The sequence below is a fragment of the Candidatus Deferrimicrobiaceae bacterium genome (genome assembly GCA_036504035.1).
Taxonomy (GTDB): Bacteria; Desulfobacterota; Deferrimicrobia; order Deferrimicrobiales; family Deferrimicrobiaceae; genus JANXPS01.
Map to the genome: position 1 here is coordinate 94,523 of DASXVV010000012.1, position 19,704 is coordinate 114,226.

The window sequence follows — 19,704 nt, forward strand, 5'->3', positions numbered from 1 at the left end:
ACGGAGACGATCGAGCCGGCCGCTCCCGAAAGCGCCGAATAGCATAAGCTCCTTGCCCGAGGGTTTCGAAGCCCGGGCGCGCGCGAACGGTTTTTTCGCGCCGGCCGGAGTCGACGAAGCCGGTCGCGGGCCGCTGGCGGGACCGGTCGTCGCCGCCGCCGTGATTCTCCCCGAGGGGTACGACCACCCCGCGATTCGCGATTCCAAGGCCCTTTCCCCCAAAGCGCGGGAAAGGGCCTTTTCCATAATTGTTGCCGACGCGGTCGCTTATGCGATCGCCGAAGCCTCCCCCCAAGAGATCGACACGATCAACATCCTGCAGGCGTCGCTGCTCGCGATGCGGCGGGCGGTCGAGCGGCTTTCCGTCGTGCCCGACTTCCTTTATGTCGACGGCACCTTTCCCGTCCCGTTCGATCTTCCGCAACAGCCGCTCGTCAAGGGGGATGCGCGGTGCCGGTCGGTGGCGGCGGCTTCCATCCTTGCCAAGGTGACGCGCGACGCATCGATGTGCGCGTTCGACCGGCTCTACCCCGGATACGGCTTCGCCGCCCACAAGGGCTATCCGACCCGGGATCACTACGCCGCGATCGGCCTCCTGGGACCTTGCCCGATCCACCGACGCACCTTCCGGGGGGTGGTCGCATGAGCGCGCCGCCCGATCCGCGCCACGCCGCGGGACGGGAAGCCGAAGGGGCGGCGGCAGGTTACCTCGAATCGCTCGGCATGACGATCGTCGGGCGGAATGTCCGGACGGGCGGGGGCGAGATCGACCTGGTCGCGCGCGACGGCGGGACGCTCGTCTTCGTCGAGGTGCGTTACCGCGAAAGCGATGCGTTCGGGACGCCCGAGGACTCGGTCGGCGTCCTCAAGCGGCTGCGCGTCGCCCGGGCGGCGCGTCGCTACCTGGCCGAGATCGGACCCTCGGGCTGGACCGAGGCGCGCTTCGATGTCGTCGCGGTCGAGGGCGGCGAAACGCCCGCCCTCCGGCATTTCCAAGGAGCATTCGATGCCCGGGGCAAAGTGCTATAAACCTCATTGTTTGGCATAATTATCCCGCGTTCTCATTATTGTAATCCCACTAAAGTTTATTACGATCGTGTCCGATGTATACCCCTGTCGGGACGTCGCGCAATCGATCGGGAGGGCACGCCGATGGGAAGAGCTGCGGTTTTGTTTGCTAGTCTGTTGCTTGCATTCACCTGGACGCCCGGTTCGGCTCTGGCCGGGGGGATTCCCGCCAAGGTCATTTCCTCCGAGCCCGAAAAGCTGGTTGTCCGATTCGAAAACGGAGAAGGGTCTGCGTTCCCCGCAGGAATGCGCGACGTCGAGATCCGCTCCGGCGGGGTCGTCGTGGTTCGCGGACGGGTGATGACCTCGAGCCCGGAAGAAGCGACGTTCGCGATCATCAGGGGGAAGGCGACCGGCCTTCCCGCCGGGACCGCCGTCGAGGTGGAGCAGGCGACGGCCGCGGAGGGGATCGACGGATGCTAGCCGACAGGATTCGAAAAGAACACGACGAGGAGCATGGCGCCATGACGCGAAGGATCGTCCTTATCTCCCTGATTGCCTTCGGGCTCATCGGCTGGTCGCCCGCGCATGCCGAAAAGGCGGGCATCGGGTGGAACGAGGGCATCGCGGCGAAGAAGGGCAAGGCACGGACGATCGCCGAGCTGGCCGCGATGTACGACTCGGCCCCCTGCGCCGAGTGCCACAAGGAAATCTACGACCAGTGGCGGAAGTCGTCGCACTTCTCCGCCATCTTCGGTTCGGGGCGCACGGCTGACGGCTTCTGGGCCTACATCCAGGACGGCCTGATGAAGTGGCGCTATTCCGGCGTCAAGGGAACGGGCGACGTCCGGATCGAGCACCTGATGGAATGCGCCAAGTGCCACCTCCCCCAATTGGCCGAAGCCGAGGACTCCGTGGCGCAGGAGATCGTGTCCGCGCTTTCCGAACGGCAAGGCGCGCTCGACCGGAAGGACCAGGCGGCGGCCGACAAGGCGTCCGACACGCTCAAGTCGCTGAACGTCGGCTGCACGATCTGCCACAACCGGAACGCGCTTATCCACAAGTGGGCCGACGGGTACGCCAAGGCGAACGAGATCTACGGCACCAAGGACGGGGTGCACCCCGGCAAGGAATTCACGGTATTGAAGAAGAGCCCGATCATGGGAGAGTCGATCCTGTGCGGCCAGTGCCACGGGCTCGGCCCCAACCTCGACCTGGCCAACCCCAACCAGTGCACGACGCTCTACGGCAGCTATATCTACGCTTACCGGTCGCACGGGGGCAAGGAAACCTGCCAAGACTGCCACATGCGGAAGAACAAGATCGGGCACGAGACCAAGCCGCTGTCCGATCCCGAAATGATCAAGCAGACGCTCGACGTGACGACGCAGACGCACGGCTTCTTCTGGCGCGACGGCCGTCAGGACGTCCCGCGGGTCGTCGTCGACGTGAGCATGACCAACCGGACGGGGCATTCCCTCCCCGACAGCATCTCCTCCAACCACCGGCTCGTGCTGACCGTGACGGCGAAGAACAGCGACGGCGACCAGCTCTTCTCCCAGCGCAAGATCTACATGCAGGTCCCGCAGCGCTTCGGCCGGGGCGGCAAGATGGGACGCGCGGCCTTCGAGAAGACCGGCATCCTCGAGGACACCGCCCTGCCTCCAAACGACCAGATCCGCGAGAAATTCGACTTCACGCTCGACGCGGATACCGGCGGCAGGGGGAAGGGCGCCAAGCTCCTGTCCGAGCTCGAGGTGCATGTGACGCTTCGGCAGTTGAGCGCCGATGACTCGCCCGATACCGGCGGCATCCTGCTCTACGAGACGAACCGGGACGTGACCATCGAGGAGCGGTAGCCCCATGTCTTTGTCGGGACGCATCGCAAAGCTGGCGCTTCTCGCCGGCCTCGTTCTGCTCCTCCTGCCTGCGCCGGGCAGGCCGGAGCCGGCCGGGATCGGGTGGGACAACACGCTCGTTGCCCGGAAGGGGAAGGCGAAGACCATCGCCGAGCTTTCGGCGATGTACGACTCGCGCCATTGCGAGGACTGCCACGCGAAGGTCTACCACGCGTGGGACCGGTCGGCCCACTCCGAGCCGATCCTCGGGAAAAGGCGGGTCGGGCGCAAGGCGCTGGCGATCATGACGATCTTCGACATCGCGCGGGAGGAGTGGCCCTACACCAAGCTCGAGAGCCCCGCTGATGTCAAGGTCGAGCACCTCATGGGCTGCGCGAAATGCCACCTTCCCCAGCTCGCCGATGCCGAGGACAGCGTCGCGCGGGAGCTCGTCGGCGATATCATCGCCTGGCGGGACGCCAACAAGCGCAAGGACGAGCGGAAGGCGAAGGCCATCGAGGGCAAACTTTCCCAGTTGTCCGTCAACTGCCTCATCTGCCATAACCGGAACGCCATCGTCCACAAGTGGACCGACGGGTATGCGCCTGCCCGGGCCATCTACGGGGCGGCGGCCGACAAGCCGCACCCCGCGGGGAAATTTCCCTACATCAAGCAGAGCCCGATCCAGGACGATTCGCTCCAGTGCGGGCAGTGCCACGGGCTCGGGCCGCAACTCGAGCGCGACAACCCGACCCAGTGCCCCACGGTCTACGGCTCCTACCTCTTCGACTACAAGGCCCGGGGGGGCGACGAGAGCTGCCAGGATTGCCACATGCGGCGCTCCGAACTCGGGCACGACATCTCGAGCTACCGGAATCCCGTCATGATCAAGGCTGCGCTTGATTTCGCCGTCGACGCCACGCCGATGCTCATGGTCGAGGACCAGAAGGCCGAGGCCGGGACCGGCGGAAAGCTTACCCCGAAGATCCGGGTCTCGGTGCGGATGACCAACAGGGCCGGGCACCCCATTCCCGATGGCTGTCCGACCACGACGCGGCTGATCCTCGACGTCACGGCGAAGACGCCCGACGGCAAGGAATTCTTCTTCAGCGAAAAGAGCTACATGCCGATCCCCCAGAACTATGCGCGGGGCGACAAGATGGGAAGGGGCCCCTTCCAGAAGGCGGCCATGATCATCGATACGGCGTTGCCCCCGCTCCGGCAGGTGGCCGAGAGCTACGAGATTCTCGTTCCCGGGGATGGGCGGCGCGAGATCGAGGTCGAGGCGAAGCTCGTCTATCTTCCCTTCGGCTCCACGAAAGCGGTCGACGATCCGGTCGTGTGGCGCGACGTCATCCGCAAGGTGATGGTGGAAGGGCGGGATCCGGACTGATGAAACGCTCCTTCCAATCCCCGCTGGCGTGTGCCCTCCTGTCCGTTGCGCTTCTCCTGGGCGGCGTCCGGACGGTTTCCGCCCTCGAGGATCAGAAGATCGTCGGGGTCGTCGTCCGTTTCGATATCGCGTCCGACGGGAAATCGGTCGAGGCCACCGTCAAGGATCTCCGGAAAGACAAGGAGATCAAGCTGCACGTCACGAACGAACTGGTCATCGACAAGTTCCGGTATGGCAAGCTCGCCGCGGGTGCGGAAATCCGGGCGAAGTACGAGTTCAGGGACGGCAAGAACTACTGCAGTTATTTCCGGAAAGTCAGCGGCGAATAGCGGCCGATGCGGGGATAAACCATGGCAAGCAGCAAATACTGGAACCGGCTGGCGGCACGACAGATGGCGGCGTTCGCCCTCCTGATCCTGGGCGTTACCGTCTTCCTGTCCTGGGCGGCCTACGACCTTGCCCGCAAGACGCTGGTCGAGTCGATCCGGGAGCGGGGACGGGGGCTGCTCACCGCGTTCGAAGGCGATGCGGCGGACCGGTTCGCCGAAGGAGACAAGGCCTACTTCTCGAAGTACCTCCAGGATCTCGCCTGGCGCGACCCTTCGGTGTCCTACGCGGCCGTCATCGACGCCAAAGACACCGTGATCGCCCACAGCGAACAGGAGCTCGACGGGAAGAAGTGGACCCCGCCCCCGGGCAAGGGGACGGGGACCATGAAGATCATCGAGCGGACGGTTCCCTGGAAGAAAGGCGTCGTCCTCGAGTTCACCGTTCCCGTCGAAGAAGAAGGGAAGAAACTCGGCACGCTTCAGCTCGGCATCAACTACACGCGGGAGACGGCAAGCCTCGCGAACCTTGCCCGCAAGATCGCGCTGGCCGGACTGGTGATGCTCCTGGTGGCGCTGCTGGTCGCCTACAAAATGTCGCAGCGGATCAGCGCCGGCTTGTCGCGCCTGTCTGCGTCGGCCCGTCAGATCGCCGCCGGGGATCTCGACGTCCAGGTACCCGAGGACGACGGGAAGATCGAGGAGATCCGGGAGCTGGCCCATGCGTTCAACGCCATGACCGGCGGCCTGCGCGGGATCCTCGACCGGATCGGCCAGAGCAGCGACCGCCTCGGGTCGTTCGGCGAGAAAGTCGCCGGGGTCATTCGGGACCAGGCGCAGAACACGACGACCCAGGCCTCCTCGGTTTCCGAGATCACGGCCACGATGGAAGAGCTGTCGCGGACCTCGCACCAGATCGCCCGGAACGCCGGCGACGTCCAGAAGACCGCGGCCGACTCGGTCGACGTCGCCCGCAAAGGGACGCAGCTCGGGAAGGCGGGCGTATCGGCCACCGACAGCCTCCGTAACAAGATCCTGAATATCTCCGAGAAGACGTCGTTGCTCAACGAGAAGTCCGTCGAGATCGGGAAAGTTGTGACGATCATCCGGGAGATCGCGGGCGAGATCCACCTGCTGGCGCTGAACGCCGCGATCGAGTCGGCGGCGGCGGGCGAGAACGGGCGCCGCTTCGCAGTCGTCGCTTCCGAGGTCCGGCGGCTGGCCGAGAAGACGCGGGAATCGACCGAGACGATCCGCTCGATCGTGTCCGAAATCCAGTCGGCGGCCCGCGATTCCTCGCGGGTCACGGGCGAGGGAACCGTCGAGATGGAATCCTGGCAGCAGCTGGTGCAGGAGATCTCCTCCGCCTTCGAGGAGATCATCCACCGGATCGAGACCACATCCGAGGCCAGCGCCCAGATCTCGATGGCCACGAACCAGCAGACCAGCGCGAACGAGCAGGTGGTGCTGTCGATGCGCCACGTGGCCGAGATCGCGCAATCCTCGGTCCGGGGGATGAACGGGTTGTCGGATGCGACAGGCGAGCTGTCACAGTTGATCGGGGGGCTGTGCCAGGAAGCCGCCGCCTTCCGGAAACGGGCCGATCAAACTGCGCAGGCGGAGGCCTGATGGCCGGGATCTCAAGGGAGTCGATCCGGATGAAACTGGGCAAGGGCCTGGCGTCGCTGTTGCTCGTCCTGCTCGTCGCCGCGCCCGCGGCCGCCGAGGGCCCCGTCCTGAGCGGGCGATCCTCCACGCAGATCATGGCGTTCTCGGACGAGTCCGGCAAGGACCGGGTTCTGGCCCAGCAATACCTGCGCGCGCTCGTGCGGGGGCTCGACAACGACGGAACGCTCACCGTGAGCGGATACGGGAGACTGTCGGGCGACATCCGGAACGGCGAAGCGTTCGAGGGGCGGCTCTACTACCTCTATCTCGACAAGCGGGAGATGCTTCCGGCCACCGACGTGCGGGTCGGGCGCCAGTTTTTCTGGAACGCCGCAGGCTCCGCGATCGTCGACGGGGGGCGTGTCGACGTCCACCCGTACCGCCTGATGACGCTGACCGCGGTCGGGGGGCGCCACGTCGTGTTCGACCTGACCGGCGAGGAGACGCGCCGGGGCGACTACGCGGGCGCGCTACAGCTCAGCTTCGACTCTATTCCCGACGGGTCGGCTGCGATTTCCTGGTACAGGGCCACCGACGAAAGCGACCTGGCCCGCGACGCGGTCGGGTTCGAGGGCGCCAAGCAGCTCGGCAAGAACGCCGAGGTCTTTACCCAGCTTCGCGCCGACCTCGTCACCGAGACCTTCACCGAAGTCGATGCGGGCATCCGGACCACGCCGCTGCCCAACCTGACGGTCGGCGCCGAGTTCCTGCGCACCGTCCCCGAATTCGACACCACCTCGATCTACGCGACGATGGCCGTCGAGAAGTACGACTACGCCTCGCTGACGAGCCAGTACGACTGGAACTCGAACCTTTCCTTCACGGCCGAGTTCCGCCGCGAGAAATACGGCGACGGCGGGACCGGCAACGGCGCCGAATTGGGCGTTCGCTACAAGCCGTTCGACGGTTCGCTGGGCTCCGTCTTCGGCGGGATGATCTGGCGGACCGGCGCGGGCGGAGACCTGCTGGGATTCGAGCTGTCCGGCGAATACGCCTGGTCCCCGACCCTGCTGCTCGTCGGCGGCATCCAGCAGGACGCCTTCCAGACCGACATGATGACCGGCTCTCGCCACGCCACCCGGTTCTGGGGCGGGGTCGAGTCGAAGCTGCGGAAGAACCTGTCCCTCTCGGCACGGGTCGAGGACACGATCTCGACCGACGCGAGCAAGGATCTTCGGGCGCGGCTGACGCTGAACGCCAACTTCTAGGAGGAGAGGGCACGTGAAGAAAATCATCCCCATGCTCCTCGTCGTCCTGGCCGCGATCGGCGCGAAGCCGCTGTACGCGCTCGTGAACCACGCCGACTACAAGGACATGAAGCTCAACGAATGCAACGAGTGCCACCGCGACTCCGGCGTGGTCCCCAACCATCAGGCGGGCTGGAACGCCGACCATCGGCGGGTCGCGGTCAAGCCCGATTCCGGGACCAACTGCGCGCACTGCCACGCCCAGGCGTTCTGCTCCGATTGCCACTTCGGCGGCGGGGTCAACGCGACGCTGCAAACGCCCACGACCCGGGACGGCCGCGATTACATGCCCCGCTCCCACCGCTCCGACTTCCGGGAGACGCACCCCATCCAGGCGGCCGAAAAGCCGGCCTCCTGCACAAGATGCCATCCGGTTTCCTATTGCACCGACTGCCATCGGCAATACCAGCCCGCCGACCTTGCGTTCCAGTCCCACCGGAAAGGATTCTCAGACCTGCAGACCTCCGCCGTGGGCCCGAAGCACGCGACCTTCCCGGACAGCTCATGCCGGTCGTGCCATCCCAATTCGCTCCTGTCCACCCACCGCTGGACTTCGTCGCATCGCCAGGAGGCCCGCCGGAACCTGGCGGCATGCCAGGCCTGCCACCCCGACGGCGACGTCTGCATGAAATGCCACAGCGCCCGGTCGGGCCTCCGGGTCAAGATCCACCCCGGCAACTGGGGCTCGATCAAGGGCAAGCTCCAGCGGGCATCGGGGCAGCGCTCCTGTCTCAAGTGCCACGACGTCATCCCGTGGTAGCCCATTCGTTTCGAGTTTCGCAGCCCGAAAGGAGATTCATCCGAATGAAACGGCACTCTGCGCTCTTCCTTGTCGCATCGCTCGCCGCATCGCTTCTCCTTGCGGGCTGTTGGGGATCGGACCGGACGATCGGCGCGACCGCGCCCGTAGCGGCGCCCGCGGCCACCGGGAATCTCAATGCCGCGATCACGTCCGTTTCCATCCCGGCCGACGGGAAGCCGGTGGTGACCTTCTCTCTCTACGACGAGAACGGCGCCGCGCTCGACCCGGCCGTGCTCCTGGCAAGCAGCGGGGGATCGCTCCGTTTCCAGATCGCCAGGATCAAGGCCGACGGCTACTACGAGAACTACATCAAGAATGCCAGCGGGCTCCCGAGCTACGACGTGGCGATTCCGTCCGCGTCGCAGTTCGCCGCGCTCGGCGGCGGCGTCTATACCTACAAGTTCGCCAACGCGATCGACAACGCGTCCCAGACGCTCGGCGGCATCGTGCTCGCGGGCAACGAGGCGCTCACGCACACCGTGGCCTTCACCGCTGCCCGCAATGTCCTCACGTCGACGGGCAAGACGTTCCAGCAGGCGGTCAACCCGTACCTGCACTTCCGCCCAGACGGCGGCGCCGTAACCACATCGCGCGAGATCGTCGCCGTCTCCAACTGCAACGGATGCCACGGGAAGCTGGCTCCGCACGGAGGCACCCGGCGGGACGTCGCCCTGTGCGTCATGTGCCACTATGCCGGCGTCCGCGACATCAAGGGCGCGGCCGCGACCGGCAACTCGATCAACCTGCGCGACCTCGTCCACAAGATCCACTATGGCGTCAACCTGCCGAGCAACAAGGCAGGGGGCAAGTTCGTGATTGGCGGCGACAGCTTTGCCGACGTCAAGTTCCCGCTCAATTCGGGCGACCCTCTGGTCACCAACACCCCGATCAAGTGCATCAAGTGCCACAAGGCGGGAACCGACGCTGCGGGGCGGCCGTTCGGCCGTGATGCCAGCCGCTACAAGGCCAATCCGACGCCCGCCAAGTGCATGTCCTGCCATGACACGATGATCTTCGACAGCGCGAACGCGTCGGTCGTGGTGAAGGGCGGCGCCGCCGGCCAGGACAACGTCACGGTGCCCGATACCAACCCCAACATTGTCAAGCACTACAATTACGCGCAGCGCAACCTCGACGTCACGGGAGCGCAGGCCGACAACACGGCCGTGTGCAGCACATGCCACGTCCAGACGGCGCTCGCGGGCACCGAGTACAAGCTCGGCGACATCCAGGGCGTCCACACGCTCGTCGAGGAGTCGAGCTTCAACTTCACCGTCCACTTCCAGATTCTGGCCGTCGACAACGTCGACGCCGTCAACCGGTCGCCGAGGGTCACCTTCAAGGTCGCCTACGACAACGGCGCCGCCATCGCGCCCTCGACCGTCGCCAACGTCACGAACCTGACGCTCAAGCTCGGCTACATCCCGGCAGGCGCCATCGACTTCTCGAACGACTTGATGTTCAACGGGGGGGTGACGCCGACGAAGCCCGGCGAGGCGATGTCGCTGGCGATCACCGGGTCCACGACGGCGGTCGACAATCTCGTCGACAACGGCAACGGGACGTACACCGCCCGCTTCTCCAGCATCGGGAGCGTTCTGCCCGCGGCTGCCTCTGCCGGCGTCGGCATCGTCACCCTCGAAGGGCGCGTGGGATTGCCCGGCACGATCACGACGCCCCGCAAGACGCTCAGCAATGCCAACACCCGCTTCTCGGGCCCGGCGGCGCAATGGTATTTCGATCTTGCCACCGGGACGCACGTCACCGACTCGGCCCGGATGCGGCGCCAGGTGGTCGATACGAACAAGTGCCGCAACTGCCACGGGATCCTGCGCGGGCATAGCGGCAGCCGCTACAACGTCGAGGAATGCGTCGTCTGCCACAACCCCAACCTGTCCGACAACGTGGACGTGCCCACGTATCCGGAATATCCCGCCGTCTTGCGGTACATGATCATGCGGATCCACCGGGGGACGCTCGCCACGCAACCGTACATGGTCGGGCCGGGGCGGAGCAGCGTCCGATTCCCGGGCGACACGCGCAATTGCCTCCTCTGCCATGTCGATTCGCTGCCCCTCACGTTCGGCGTTCCGCTGAAGGCGGGCATGCTCCCCGTGACCGTCTCCCGGGGGGCGATCCAGAACGACAGCGCCGACGACACCAAGATCGGCCCCATCCGGGCGTCCTGCGTCCCGTGCCACGACAGCCCGACGTTCCCGCTGCCCCACATCCTGCTGCAGACCACGGGGAGCGCCTCCAACCCGACCGAACTGTGCGCCAACTGCCACAGCACCGGGCTGCTGCTGGGGCCCGACTTCGCGCACGAGGCGGTCAAGTAGGACGCCCACGCATTCCGCATCGAAAACGCGAGGGCGGCCCGATCCCGGGCCGCCCTCTTCGGAAACAGGAAGGGCCGGCATCCGGATCGGATGTCGGCCCTTTGATCGTTCCGCTACGGCGGAATTCCGCCGCTGTCGTCCTCAGCCGAAAAAGGTCTCGGCCAGCGCGTATAGCGCCGGGTCGACCGTCTTGAGCTTGCCGGCGACCTCCGAAAGCGGTATCGCGATGATCTCGTTCCCTCGAAGCGCGGCCATCTTGCCGAATTCCCCCCGGAGAAGCATCTCGGTCGCGAAGACGCCGTAACGCGTGGCCAGCACCCGGTCGTGCGCGGTGGGGGTGCCGCCGCGTTGGGTGTGGCCCAGGACGACGCAACGCGTCTCGAACTTCGTGCGCCGTTCGATCTCCCGTGCCAGTATCTGCGAGACGCCCCCCAGCCGGATGTGGCCGAACTCGTCCACTTCCTTCTTGGAGGCCTCCAGTCCCGACCCCTCGGTGAAATCGATCCCCTCGGCCACGACGACGACGCTGAAGCTCTTGCCGCGTGCGTGGCGCCGACGGATGGTGTCGCAGACCACCTCGATGTCGACGGGCTTTTCCGGGATGAGCGTGAGGTCGGCCCCGCCCGCGATTCCCGAGTACATCGCGATCCAGCCGACATGCCGCCCCATCACTTCGACCACCATGACGCGGTTGTGCGCCTCGGCAGTTGTGTGGATCCGGTCGATCGCCTCGGTGGCGATGCTGACCGCGGTATCGAACCCGAAGGTGAAGTCAGTGCCGAACAAGTCGTTGTCGATCGTCTTGGGGACGCCGACGACCGGCAGCCCCAGCTCGGCGAACCGCGCGGTGCACCCCATCGTCCCTTCGCCGCCGATGACCACGAGCCCCTCGAGCCCCATCAGCCGGAAATTACGCAGGACGGTATCTGCGCCGTCCGGATCCTTGAAGGGGTTGGCCCGCGAAGTTCCGATGATCGTGCCGCCCAGATGCAGGATGCCCGATGCCGTCTTGCTGTCGAGCTCGATATAGGAATTGTCGAGAAGACCTTGCCACCCGTTCCGGACCCCGATCACTTGCGATCCGGACCGGTGCGCCTTGCGGACCACCGCCCGGATGACCGCATTCAGCCCGGGGCAGTCGCCGCCCCCTGTCAAAACGCCGATCTTCATGCATTGCTCCCTTCGAGACGTAAAAATCGCATAATAACTGGTCGGCACTACCGTGTCGAAAATTCAGAGGAATTATCGCACAGGCCCGGTCCATAATGGCGCTCCGGATGCTGGAAGGCGCTCGGAAGTTATGATAGTTTAAGGCTTTTACAATATCTGTGGCATGAAAGGGGAATGGGAGTGTCCGTCCCGTCCAGGGAAAATCTCGTGCTGCTTTCGGGAAACGAGGCCGTCGCGCGCGGCGCTTTCGAGGCGGGCGTCAAGGTCGCCTCGGCCTACCCCGGAACGCCCAGCACCGAAATCCTCGAGAATTTCGCGAATTACGAAGGCGTCTACGCCGAGTGGGCCCCCAACGAAAAGGTGGCGGTCGAGGTGGCGATCGGCGCCTCGATGGCGGGCGTCCGGGCGCTTTCCACGATGAAGCACGTCGGCGTCAACGTCGCTGCCGACCCGATCTTCACGGTCTCCTACACCGGCGTCCGGGGCGGGCTGGTCATCGTCGCGGCCGACGACCCCGAGATGCATTCCTCGCAAAACGAGCAGGACAGCCGCCATTACGCGGTCGCCGCCAAGATCCCCATGCTCGAGCCGTCCGATTCGGCCGAGGCGCTCGCGTTCACGCGGCTGGCTTTCGAACTGTCCGAGCGTTTCGACACGCCGTTCTTCCTGCGCTCCACGACGCGCATCGCCCACGCCAAGGGGGCGGTGAAGCTCGGCCTGCCGGTGGTACCGCCGGTCGTGCCGGGCATCGTCCGGGACCCGGCCAAGTGGGTGATGCTGCCGATGAACGCCAAGCGCCGCCACGTCCTCGTCGAGGAGCGGACGCAGGCGCTGGTCGAATACGCCGAAACGTCGGGGATCAACCGGGTCGAGCCCGGCAGCCGTGAGCTCGGCATCGTGACCGGCGGCGTCGCCTACCAGTACGTCAAGGACGCGTTCCCCGAGGCGTCGGTACTCAAGCTGGGGATGGCGTGGCCCTTGCCCGAGAAGCTGATCCGCGACTTCGCGTCGACCGTCGACCGCCTGGTCGTCGTCGAGGAGCTCGACCCGCACATCGAGCAGCACGTCAAGGCGCTGGGCCTCGAGGCGCAGGGGAAAGATCTCATCCCCATCTGCGGCGAGCTCGACCCGAAGATCGTCCGCGAGGGGATCACCGGCGTGAAGACCGCCCTCCGCGCGCCCGAGACCGTGCCCGGCCGCCCGCCGAACCTTTGTCCGGGCTGCCCGCACCGGGGGCTCTTCTTCGTCCTCAACAAGCTCAAGGCCGTCGTGTCCGGCGATATCGGCTGCTACACGCTGGCCGCGCTGCCACCCTTGAACGGCATGGACCTGTGCGTCTGCATGGGCGCCTCGATCGGCGCCGCGCACGGCATCGAGAAGGCACTGGGCAAGGAGGCGCACGGGAAGGTCGTCGCGGTCATCGGCGACTCCACCTTCCTGCACTCGGGCATCACGGGCCTCATCGACATCGTCTACAACCGGGGCAATTCCACGGTCATCATCCTCGACAACCACATCACAGCGATGACCGGGGCGCAAGAGAACCCGTCGACGGGCAAGACGCTCCAGGGCGAGAAGACGCACGAGATCGACTTCGTCGCGCTGTGCAGGGCGATCGGCGTCGAGCACGTTTACCCCGTCAACCCCCACGACATGGCGGCCACCGAGGAAGTGCTGCGGCGCGAGATTGCGCGCGAGGCGCCGTCGGTCGTCATCACCCAGGCGCCGTGCGTCCTGCTTCCCGACCACCGCCGCCGCGTCAAGCACGTCTACGAGGTGCTTCCCGACCTGTGCGTGGGCTGCAAGGCGTGCTCGAAGCTCGGGTGCCCCGCCATCGAGTGGGTGCCGTTCACCCCGGAGGACGCGGCGCTGGCCGGCAAGAAGCCGACGCAGCAGGGGATGACGCGGATCAATCCGCTGATGTGCGACGGATGCAACCAGTGTCCGCCGTTGTGCAAATTCAAGGCGATCGTGGGGAAAAAGTCGTGAGCATGACCAGCGGAAACATCTTCCTGGCGGGCGTCGGCGGGCAGGGGACGCTCCTGGCGTCCGAGCTGCTCTCCGAGGCGTTCCTGCATTCCGGCTACGACGTGAAGAAGAGCGACGTGCACGGCATGGCACAGCGGGGCGGCGCGGTGACCACGCACATCCGGTTCGGCGCGCGGGTGTATTCCCCGCTGATCGAGGCGGGAACAGCCGATCTGCTGATCGCATTCGAAAAGATGGAGGCGCTCCGCTTCGTCCATTTTCTGGCGCCGGGCGGCGTCGTGGTCGCCAACACGCAGGAGATCCAGCCCCCTTCCGTGCTCCGGGGCATCGAGCCCTATCCCGCCGACGTCGAGGCGCGGCTGCGCGCCGCGGCCGGGCGGGTCTATCTGGTCGACGCGCTGTCCGCGGCGCTGGCGCTCAAGGAGGTCCGCGCGGTCAACGTCGCCCTGGTCGGGGCCGCATCGCATTTCCTGCCGCTGCCGGCGGAGGCCTACGAAGACGCGCTCCGGCTGCGGCTGCCGCCGAAGATCCTCGATGTCAACCTGGCCGCCTTCCGGGCGGGGCGCGAGCTGCCGGCTTCGCAAGGAGGGACCGCATGATCTGGAACGACGAGTTCGAGACGCTGCCCCGCGAGGCGCTCCAGGCGCTCCAGCTAAAGCGGCTGCGCGCCATGGTCGACCGCGTCTTTTCCGCGGTGCCCTTCTATCGCGCGAAGCTGTCCGACGCGGGCTATGCCCCGGGATCGATCCGCTCGCTTTCCGACCTGTCCGCCCTGCCGTTCACCACCAAGGAAGACCTGCGCGTCACCTACCCGTTCGGCTTGTTCGCCGAGCCGCTCGAGCGCGTGGTCCGCGTTCATGCCTCTTCGGGCACGACCGGCAAGCCGGTGGTCGTCGGCTACACCAAGCGCGACATCGACACCTGGGCCGAGCTGATGGCCCGGACGCTGTCGTGCGGCCACGCGACCCGCAAGGACATCATCCAGGTCGCCTACGGCTACGGCCTGTTCACCGGCGGCCTGGGCGCCCACTACGGCGCCGAGATGCTGGGCGGCACCGTCATCCCCATGTCGGGCGGCAACAACAAGCGCCAGATCATGCTCATGCAGGATTTCGGTTCCACCGTGCTGATGTCCACCCCTTCCTACGCGCTCAACCTGGCCGAGCTGATGACCGACGACGGCATCGATCCCGCGACGCTCGCGCTCCGGGTCGGCTTCTTCGGCGCCGAGCCCTGGAGCGAGGCGATGCGCCTCGAGATCGAGAAGAAGCTCAAGATCGACGCGATCGACATCTACGGCCTGTCCGAGGTGATGGGACCCGGCGTGGCGTCCGAGTGTCTCGAGGAGAAGCACGGGCTCCATGTCTTCGAGGACCACTTCATCCCCGAGGTCATCGACCCCGCGACGGGCAAGGTGCTCCCGTGGGGCGAGACCGGCGAGCTCGTGTTCACCACGGTGACGAAGGAGGCGTTCCCGGTCATCCGCTACCGGACCCGCGACATCTCGCGCCTCATCCCCGAGCCGTGCCGCTGCGGCCGCACGCACATGCGCATGGAGCGCGTCTCCGGACGCACCGACGATATGCTCATCATTCGGGGCGTCAACGTCTTCCCGTCCCAGATCGAGTCGGTGCTGATGGCGGTCGAGGGCGTCGAGCCACACTACCAGCTCATCGTCTCGCGCGAGGAGGCGCTCGACGTCCTCGAGGTGCAGGTCGAGATCGACGAGTCGATCTTCTCCGACAAGGTCAAGAGCCTCGAGGGGCTGTCGAAGCGCGTCGAGCACACGATCAAGGACCTGCTCGGCATCTCGTGCAAGGTCAAGCTCGTCGAGCCGAAGGCGATCCAGCGCAGCGAGGGCAAGGCCAAGCGCGTGATCGACAACCGCAAGCTGTAGGGTGCCGGGGGGCGATCGGCCAACGGTCGCTTCCGCGCCGGCGAGCCGATCGCCGATTGTGGATGTCCGTCGCGCGGGGAACGGGGTGGATTTTACCGAGGCTTCACGCTCCACGGCGTACGCCAAAGCGGGGGCCCTGGACGGGGGCCTCTAAGGTGATCCGGGAGGCATGGATGCCGGAGGATCGCCGAAGGGAGTTGCAGGCGGCCCATGGATGGGCCGACAAGACGTCCCCCGGGAAGGGCGCCCCCGCGTGGCGCCTAGCCGGGAAGCTACAGGCCGAGCCAAAATGGAGCGGTGACGATCCCATATGATGACGGAGGTGGCGCGATGAAGGTCGAGCAGATATCGATATTCCTCGAGAACAAGTCCGGGCGGCTGGCCGAGGTGACGGCGACGCTGGCGGCGGCGGGCGTGAACATCCGGGCGCTCTCGCTGGCCGACACGGCCGACTTCGGCATCCTGCGTCTGATCGTCAACGATTCGGCGAAGGCGAAGGAAGTGCTCAAGGCGGGCGGCTTCACGGTGGGCAAGAACGAGGTGGTCGCGCTCGAGGTGCCCGATAACCCGGGCGGCCTCTCCGGCATCCTCAAGCTGCTCGACGGGGCGGGCATCAACGTCGAGTACATGTACGCCTTCGTCCAGCGCTCCGGCGACAACGCAATCATCATCTTCCGCTTCGACGACATCGACAAGGCGATCGAGACGCTGATCGGAGCGGGCGTCCGGGTGCTCAAGGGCGAGGAAGTCTACGCGCTTTAACGCGAACAGGAATGCACGGAAGGAGACGGCGATGAAGGGAAGGAAAGGGATTTGTGCGGCGCTGCTGGGGGGCGCGCTGCTGTTGGGGGGCACGGCGTTCGCCGCCGAGCCGATCAAGATCGGGGCGATCTTCTCGGTGACCGGCCCGGCCGCGTTCCTGGGCGAGCCCGAGCGCAACACGGCCAAGATGATGGAAGCCGAGATCAACAAGGCCGGCGGCCTCCTGGGACGCAAGGTCGAGGTCGTCGTCTATGACGACGAGAGCGACGCGACCAAGGCGGTGACCGCGGTCGACCGGCTGATCAAGAAGGACAAGGTGGTCGCGATCATCGGGCCCAGCACGTCCGGCAACACGTTGGCGATCATCCCGAAGGTCGAGGCGGCGAAGATTCCGCTCATCTCTTGCGCGGCAGCCAAAAAGATCAACTTGCCGGTGAAGAAGTACGTGTTCAAGACCGCACAGAGCGACGCGATCTTCGTGAAAAAGATCTACCAGCATGCGAAGAAGAACAGCTGGACGAAGGTGGCGCTGCTGACGGCTTCCGACGCGTACGGTTCCGCGGGCCGGGAAGACCTCAAGGAGCTTGCCCCCAAGTTCGGCATCACGATCGTGGCGGACGACGTTTTCGGGCCCAAGGACACCGACATGACCGCGCAGCTCGCCAAGATCAAGGGGACCGCGGCGCAGGCGATCATCTGCTGGGGCACCAACCCGGGGCCGGCGGTCGTCGCCCGAAACCGGGCGCAGCTGGGCATCAAGACACCGCTCTACATGAGCCAGGGGGTCGCCTCCAAGAAGTTCATCGAACTGGCCGGAAAGGAGAACGTCGAGGGGATCTTCCTGCCCGCGGGGCGGATCCTCGTCGAGGACCAGGTCGATCCGAAGCACCCGCAGAAGAAGGTCCTGTCCGGCTACTGCCGCGATTTCGACAAGAAATGCCGGCAGCCGGTCTCGGCGTTCGGCGGCCACGCCTTCGATGCGATGAAACTGATCGAGATGGCGATCCGCAACGGCAAGTCCGCCGATCCGGCCTCGATCCGCAACAACATCGAGAAAATCCGCGGCTTCTGGGGCATCGGCGGCGAGTTCAACCTGTCGGCGGTCGATCACAGCGGGCTGACCGAGGACTCGATGGTCATGGTGAAGATCGTCAAGGGGGACTGGGAACTGTTGAAATAAACGGCGATTCCGCAAGGAGAGCCGTATCCGGGAGGAGAGACGGACCATGAGGGGGATAAGGAAGGTCATGGCGGCGCTGTTGGGGACGGCGCTGCTGACGGGGGGGGCCGCATTCGCCGCCGAGCCGATCCGGATCGGCGCGATCTTTTCGGTGACCGGGCCGGCGGCGTTCCTCGGCGAGCCCGAACGGAACACGGCCCGGATGCTCGAGGAGGAGATCAACAGGCAGGGTGGTCTCCTGGGCCGCAAGATCGAACTCGTGGTCTACGACGACGAGAGCGACCCGACCAAGGCAGTGATCGCGGTCGACCGGCTGCTTAAGAAGGACAAGGTCTCGGCGATCATCGGGCCCAGCACGACCGGCAGCACGATGGCCATTGCGCCGAAGGCCGAGGAGGCGAAGGTGCCGCTGGTCTCTTGCGCTGCGGCGATCGACATCGTCTCACCCGTCCGGAAGTTCGTGTTCAAGACGCCGCAGAGCGACGTCCTCGCGGTACGGCAGATCTACAGGCATGCGAAAAAGGCGGGCATCCGGAAGATGGCGATCCTGACCGCCTCCGACGCGTTCGGTGCGGCGGGGCGCAAGGAGCTCAAGGAGCTCGCGGGCAAGTTCGACATGATGATCGTCGCGGACGAGGTGTTCGGACCGAAGGACACCGACATGAACGCGCAGCTCGCCAAGATCAAGGGGACGCCGGCGCAGGCGATCGTCTGCTGGGGGACCAACCCCGGCCCTGCGGTCGTCGCCCGCAACCGGACGCAGCTCGGCATCGCGATGCCGCTCTACATGAGCCACGGCGTCGCCTCCAACAAGTTCATCGAGTTGGCGGGCAAGGAAAACGCCGAAGGGATCCTGCTCCCCGCCGGTCGGTTGATCGTCGACGAGCAGGTGGCGGCGAAGCACCCGCAGAAGAAGCTGCTCGCGAAATACGCCGGCGACTACGAGAAACGCTTCAAGGCGCCGGTCTCCTCGTTCGGCGGCTACGCCTACGACGCCCTGTCGCTGCTGGCGCACGCCATCAAGGCGGGCAAGTCGGCCGAGCCGGCCGCCGTCCGCGATGCCCTCGAGAAGACCAGGGGTTTCTGGGCCACGACGGGCGAGTTCACCTTCACGCCGGCCGACCACAACGGGCTGACCGAAGAGGCTTTCGTGATGGTCCGGATCACCAAGGGCGGATGGGAGATGCTCAAGTAAGTGCCGTTTTCCTCGCTGCTCCAGTTCTTCGTGTCCGGGGTGACCGTGGGCGCCACGTATGGGCTCACGGCCCTCGGTTTCACGATGATCTACAACACGACCGGCATCATCAACTTCGCGCAGGGCGAGTTCGTCATGCTGGGGGGGATGCTGGCCGTGTTTTCGATGACCTGGGGAGGATTGCCGCTGCCGGCGGCGGTTCCTCTCGCCGTGCTCCTGGTGACCGCGATCGGCGTCGCGGTCGACCGGCTGACCATCCGGCCGATGCGCGGGCGCCCGCCCGTCACGCTGGTCATCGTCACGATCGGGATCTCGATCCTCCTTCGCGGCGGCGCGATGCTCGTCTTCGGCAAGGACACCCACTCCCTTCCTCCCTTTTCCGAGGGGGCCGCGATCCCGATCGCCGGCGCCTCGCTTTTGCCCCAGACGCTCTGGGTCGTCGGGATCACGATCGCGGTCGTGGCGGCCATGAAGATGTTCTTCGACCGGACCATCACGGGGAAGGCGATGCTCGCCTGCGCCTGCGACCGAAGGGCCGCATCGCTCATGGGGATCAACGTCGACGTCATGGTGACGCTGTCGTTCGCCTTCTCGGCGCTGGTCGGGGCGCTCGGAGGCGTGATCCTGGCGCCGATCACGCTGACCGCTTACGATGTCGGCGTCCTGCTGGGCATCAAGGGGTTCGCCGCCTGCATTCTCGGCGGCCTCGGCAATCCCTTCGGGGCGGTCGCGGGGGGTCTGATCATCGGCGTCCTCGAATCCATGGGCGCGGGCATCCTGTCCTCGGGCTACAAGGACGCGATCGCGTTCGTCATCCTGCTGGCGCTCCTGTTCCTGCGCCCCTCCGGCCTTTTTGGCAAGGCGTCGGCGGACCGGGTCTAAGGAGCGAC

Annotated in this window: 18 protein-coding genes; 17 read left to right on the forward strand and 1 reads right to left on the reverse strand. The window is 66.0% G+C overall.

Translation table 11 applies throughout. From position 1 onward, the window contains the following. Positions 1-52: 52 nt before the first annotated feature. From VGK27_10770 to VGK27_10815, 10 genes are all read left to right on the forward strand, one after another. Complete coding sequence (locus VGK27_10770; protein HEY3490585.1) at positions 53-646, forward strand: ribonuclease HII; 594 nt, start codon at positions 53-55, stop codon at positions 644-646. Beyond that, a complete protein-coding gene (locus VGK27_10775) occupies positions 643-1,029 on the forward strand; it encodes a YraN family protein (protein ID HEY3490586.1) in 387 nt (128 codons plus the stop codon). Before VGK27_10770 ends, VGK27_10775 begins: the two co-directional genes overlap by 4 nt. A 123-nt stretch (positions 1,030-1,152) precedes the next feature. Continuing rightward, complete coding sequence (locus VGK27_10780) at positions 1,153-1,491, forward strand: hypothetical protein (protein ID HEY3490587.1); 339 nt, start codon at positions 1,153-1,155, stop codon at positions 1,489-1,491. Positions 1,492-1,532: 41 nt separating this feature from the next. Next, positions 1,533-2,867, forward strand: coding sequence for a multiheme c-type cytochrome ExtKL (gene extKL / locus VGK27_10785; protein ID HEY3490588.1), 1,335 nt, complete (start codon positions 1,533-1,535; stop codon positions 2,865-2,867). 4 nt (positions 2,868-2,871) lie between these two features. Beyond that, positions 2,872-4,239: a multiheme c-type cytochrome ExtKL gene (extKL, locus tag VGK27_10790; protein HEY3490589.1), complete on the forward strand. Its 1,368-nt coding sequence runs from the start codon at positions 2,872-2,874 to the stop codon at positions 4,237-4,239. Then, a complete protein-coding gene (locus tag VGK27_10795; protein HEY3490590.1) occupies positions 4,239-4,568 on the forward strand; it encodes a hypothetical protein in 330 nt (109 codons plus the stop codon). Before extKL (VGK27_10790) ends, VGK27_10795 begins: the two co-directional genes overlap by 1 nt. 21 nt (positions 4,569-4,589) lie before the next feature. Continuing rightward, entirely contained in the window at positions 4,590-6,194 is a 1,605-nt protein-coding gene (locus VGK27_10800) for a methyl-accepting chemotaxis protein (protein HEY3490591.1), read from the forward strand. Then, positions 6,194-7,441 (forward strand): hypothetical protein, encoded by a 1,248-nt coding sequence (locus VGK27_10805; GenBank protein ID HEY3490592.1) that lies wholly within the window; start codon positions 6,194-6,196, stop codon positions 7,439-7,441. Before VGK27_10800 ends, VGK27_10805 begins: the two co-directional genes overlap by 1 nt. Before the next feature lie 13 nt (positions 7,442-7,454). Next, entirely contained in the window at positions 7,455-8,240 is a 786-nt protein-coding gene (locus tag VGK27_10810; protein HEY3490593.1) for a hypothetical protein, read from the forward strand. Between the two features lie 44 nt (positions 8,241-8,284). Next, positions 8,285-10,621, forward strand: coding sequence for an OmcA/MtrC family decaheme c-type cytochrome (locus VGK27_10815; GenBank protein HEY3490594.1), 2,337 nt, complete (start codon positions 8,285-8,287; stop codon positions 10,619-10,621). Positions 10,622-10,762: 141 nt separating this feature from the next. Here the strand turns inward: VGK27_10815 and VGK27_10820 are convergent, their stop codons facing one another. Beyond that, entirely contained in the window at positions 10,763-11,791 is a 1,029-nt protein-coding gene (locus tag VGK27_10820; GenBank protein ID HEY3490595.1) for an ATP-dependent 6-phosphofructokinase, read from the reverse strand. 180 nt (positions 11,792-11,971) lie between these two features. Here VGK27_10820 and iorA point away from each other — a divergent pair, with 180 nt between their 5' ends. The 7 genes from iorA (at position 11,972) to VGK27_10855 (ending at position 19,696) form a co-directional block, all read left to right on the forward strand. Then, positions 11,972-13,780, forward strand: coding sequence for an indolepyruvate ferredoxin oxidoreductase subunit alpha (gene iorA, locus VGK27_10825; GenBank protein ID HEY3490596.1), 1,809 nt, complete (start codon positions 11,972-11,974; stop codon positions 13,778-13,780). Positions 13,781-13,782: 2 nt separating this feature from the next. Next, on the forward strand, positions 13,783-14,379 hold the full coding sequence (locus tag VGK27_10830; protein ID HEY3490597.1) for an indolepyruvate oxidoreductase subunit beta: 597 nt from the start codon (positions 13,783-13,785) through the stop codon (positions 14,377-14,379). Next, positions 14,376-15,677, forward strand: a complete 1,302-nt coding sequence (locus VGK27_10835) for a phenylacetate--CoA ligase (GenBank protein HEY3490598.1) — start codon at positions 14,376-14,378, stop codon at positions 15,675-15,677. Before VGK27_10830 ends, VGK27_10835 begins: the two co-directional genes overlap by 4 nt. Positions 15,678-16,007: 330 nt before the next feature. Continuing rightward, entirely contained in the window at positions 16,008-16,439 is a 432-nt protein-coding gene (locus VGK27_10840) for an ACT domain-containing protein (GenBank protein ID HEY3490599.1), read from the forward strand. A 31-nt stretch (positions 16,440-16,470) separates the two neighbouring features. Then, a complete protein-coding gene (locus VGK27_10845; protein ID HEY3490600.1) occupies positions 16,471-17,619 on the forward strand; it encodes an ABC transporter substrate-binding protein in 1,149 nt (382 codons plus the stop codon). Positions 17,620-17,665: 46 nt separating this feature from the next. Further along, the gene (locus VGK27_10850) at positions 17,666-18,814 is read left to right on the forward strand and encodes an ABC transporter substrate-binding protein (GenBank protein HEY3490601.1); all 1,149 of its coding nucleotides are present in this window, start codon (positions 17,666-17,668) and stop codon (positions 18,812-18,814) included. Continuing rightward, complete coding sequence (locus tag VGK27_10855; protein HEY3490602.1) at positions 18,815-19,696, forward strand: branched-chain amino acid ABC transporter permease; 882 nt, start codon at positions 18,815-18,817, stop codon at positions 19,694-19,696. Positions 19,697-19,704: the final 8 nt, after the last annotated feature.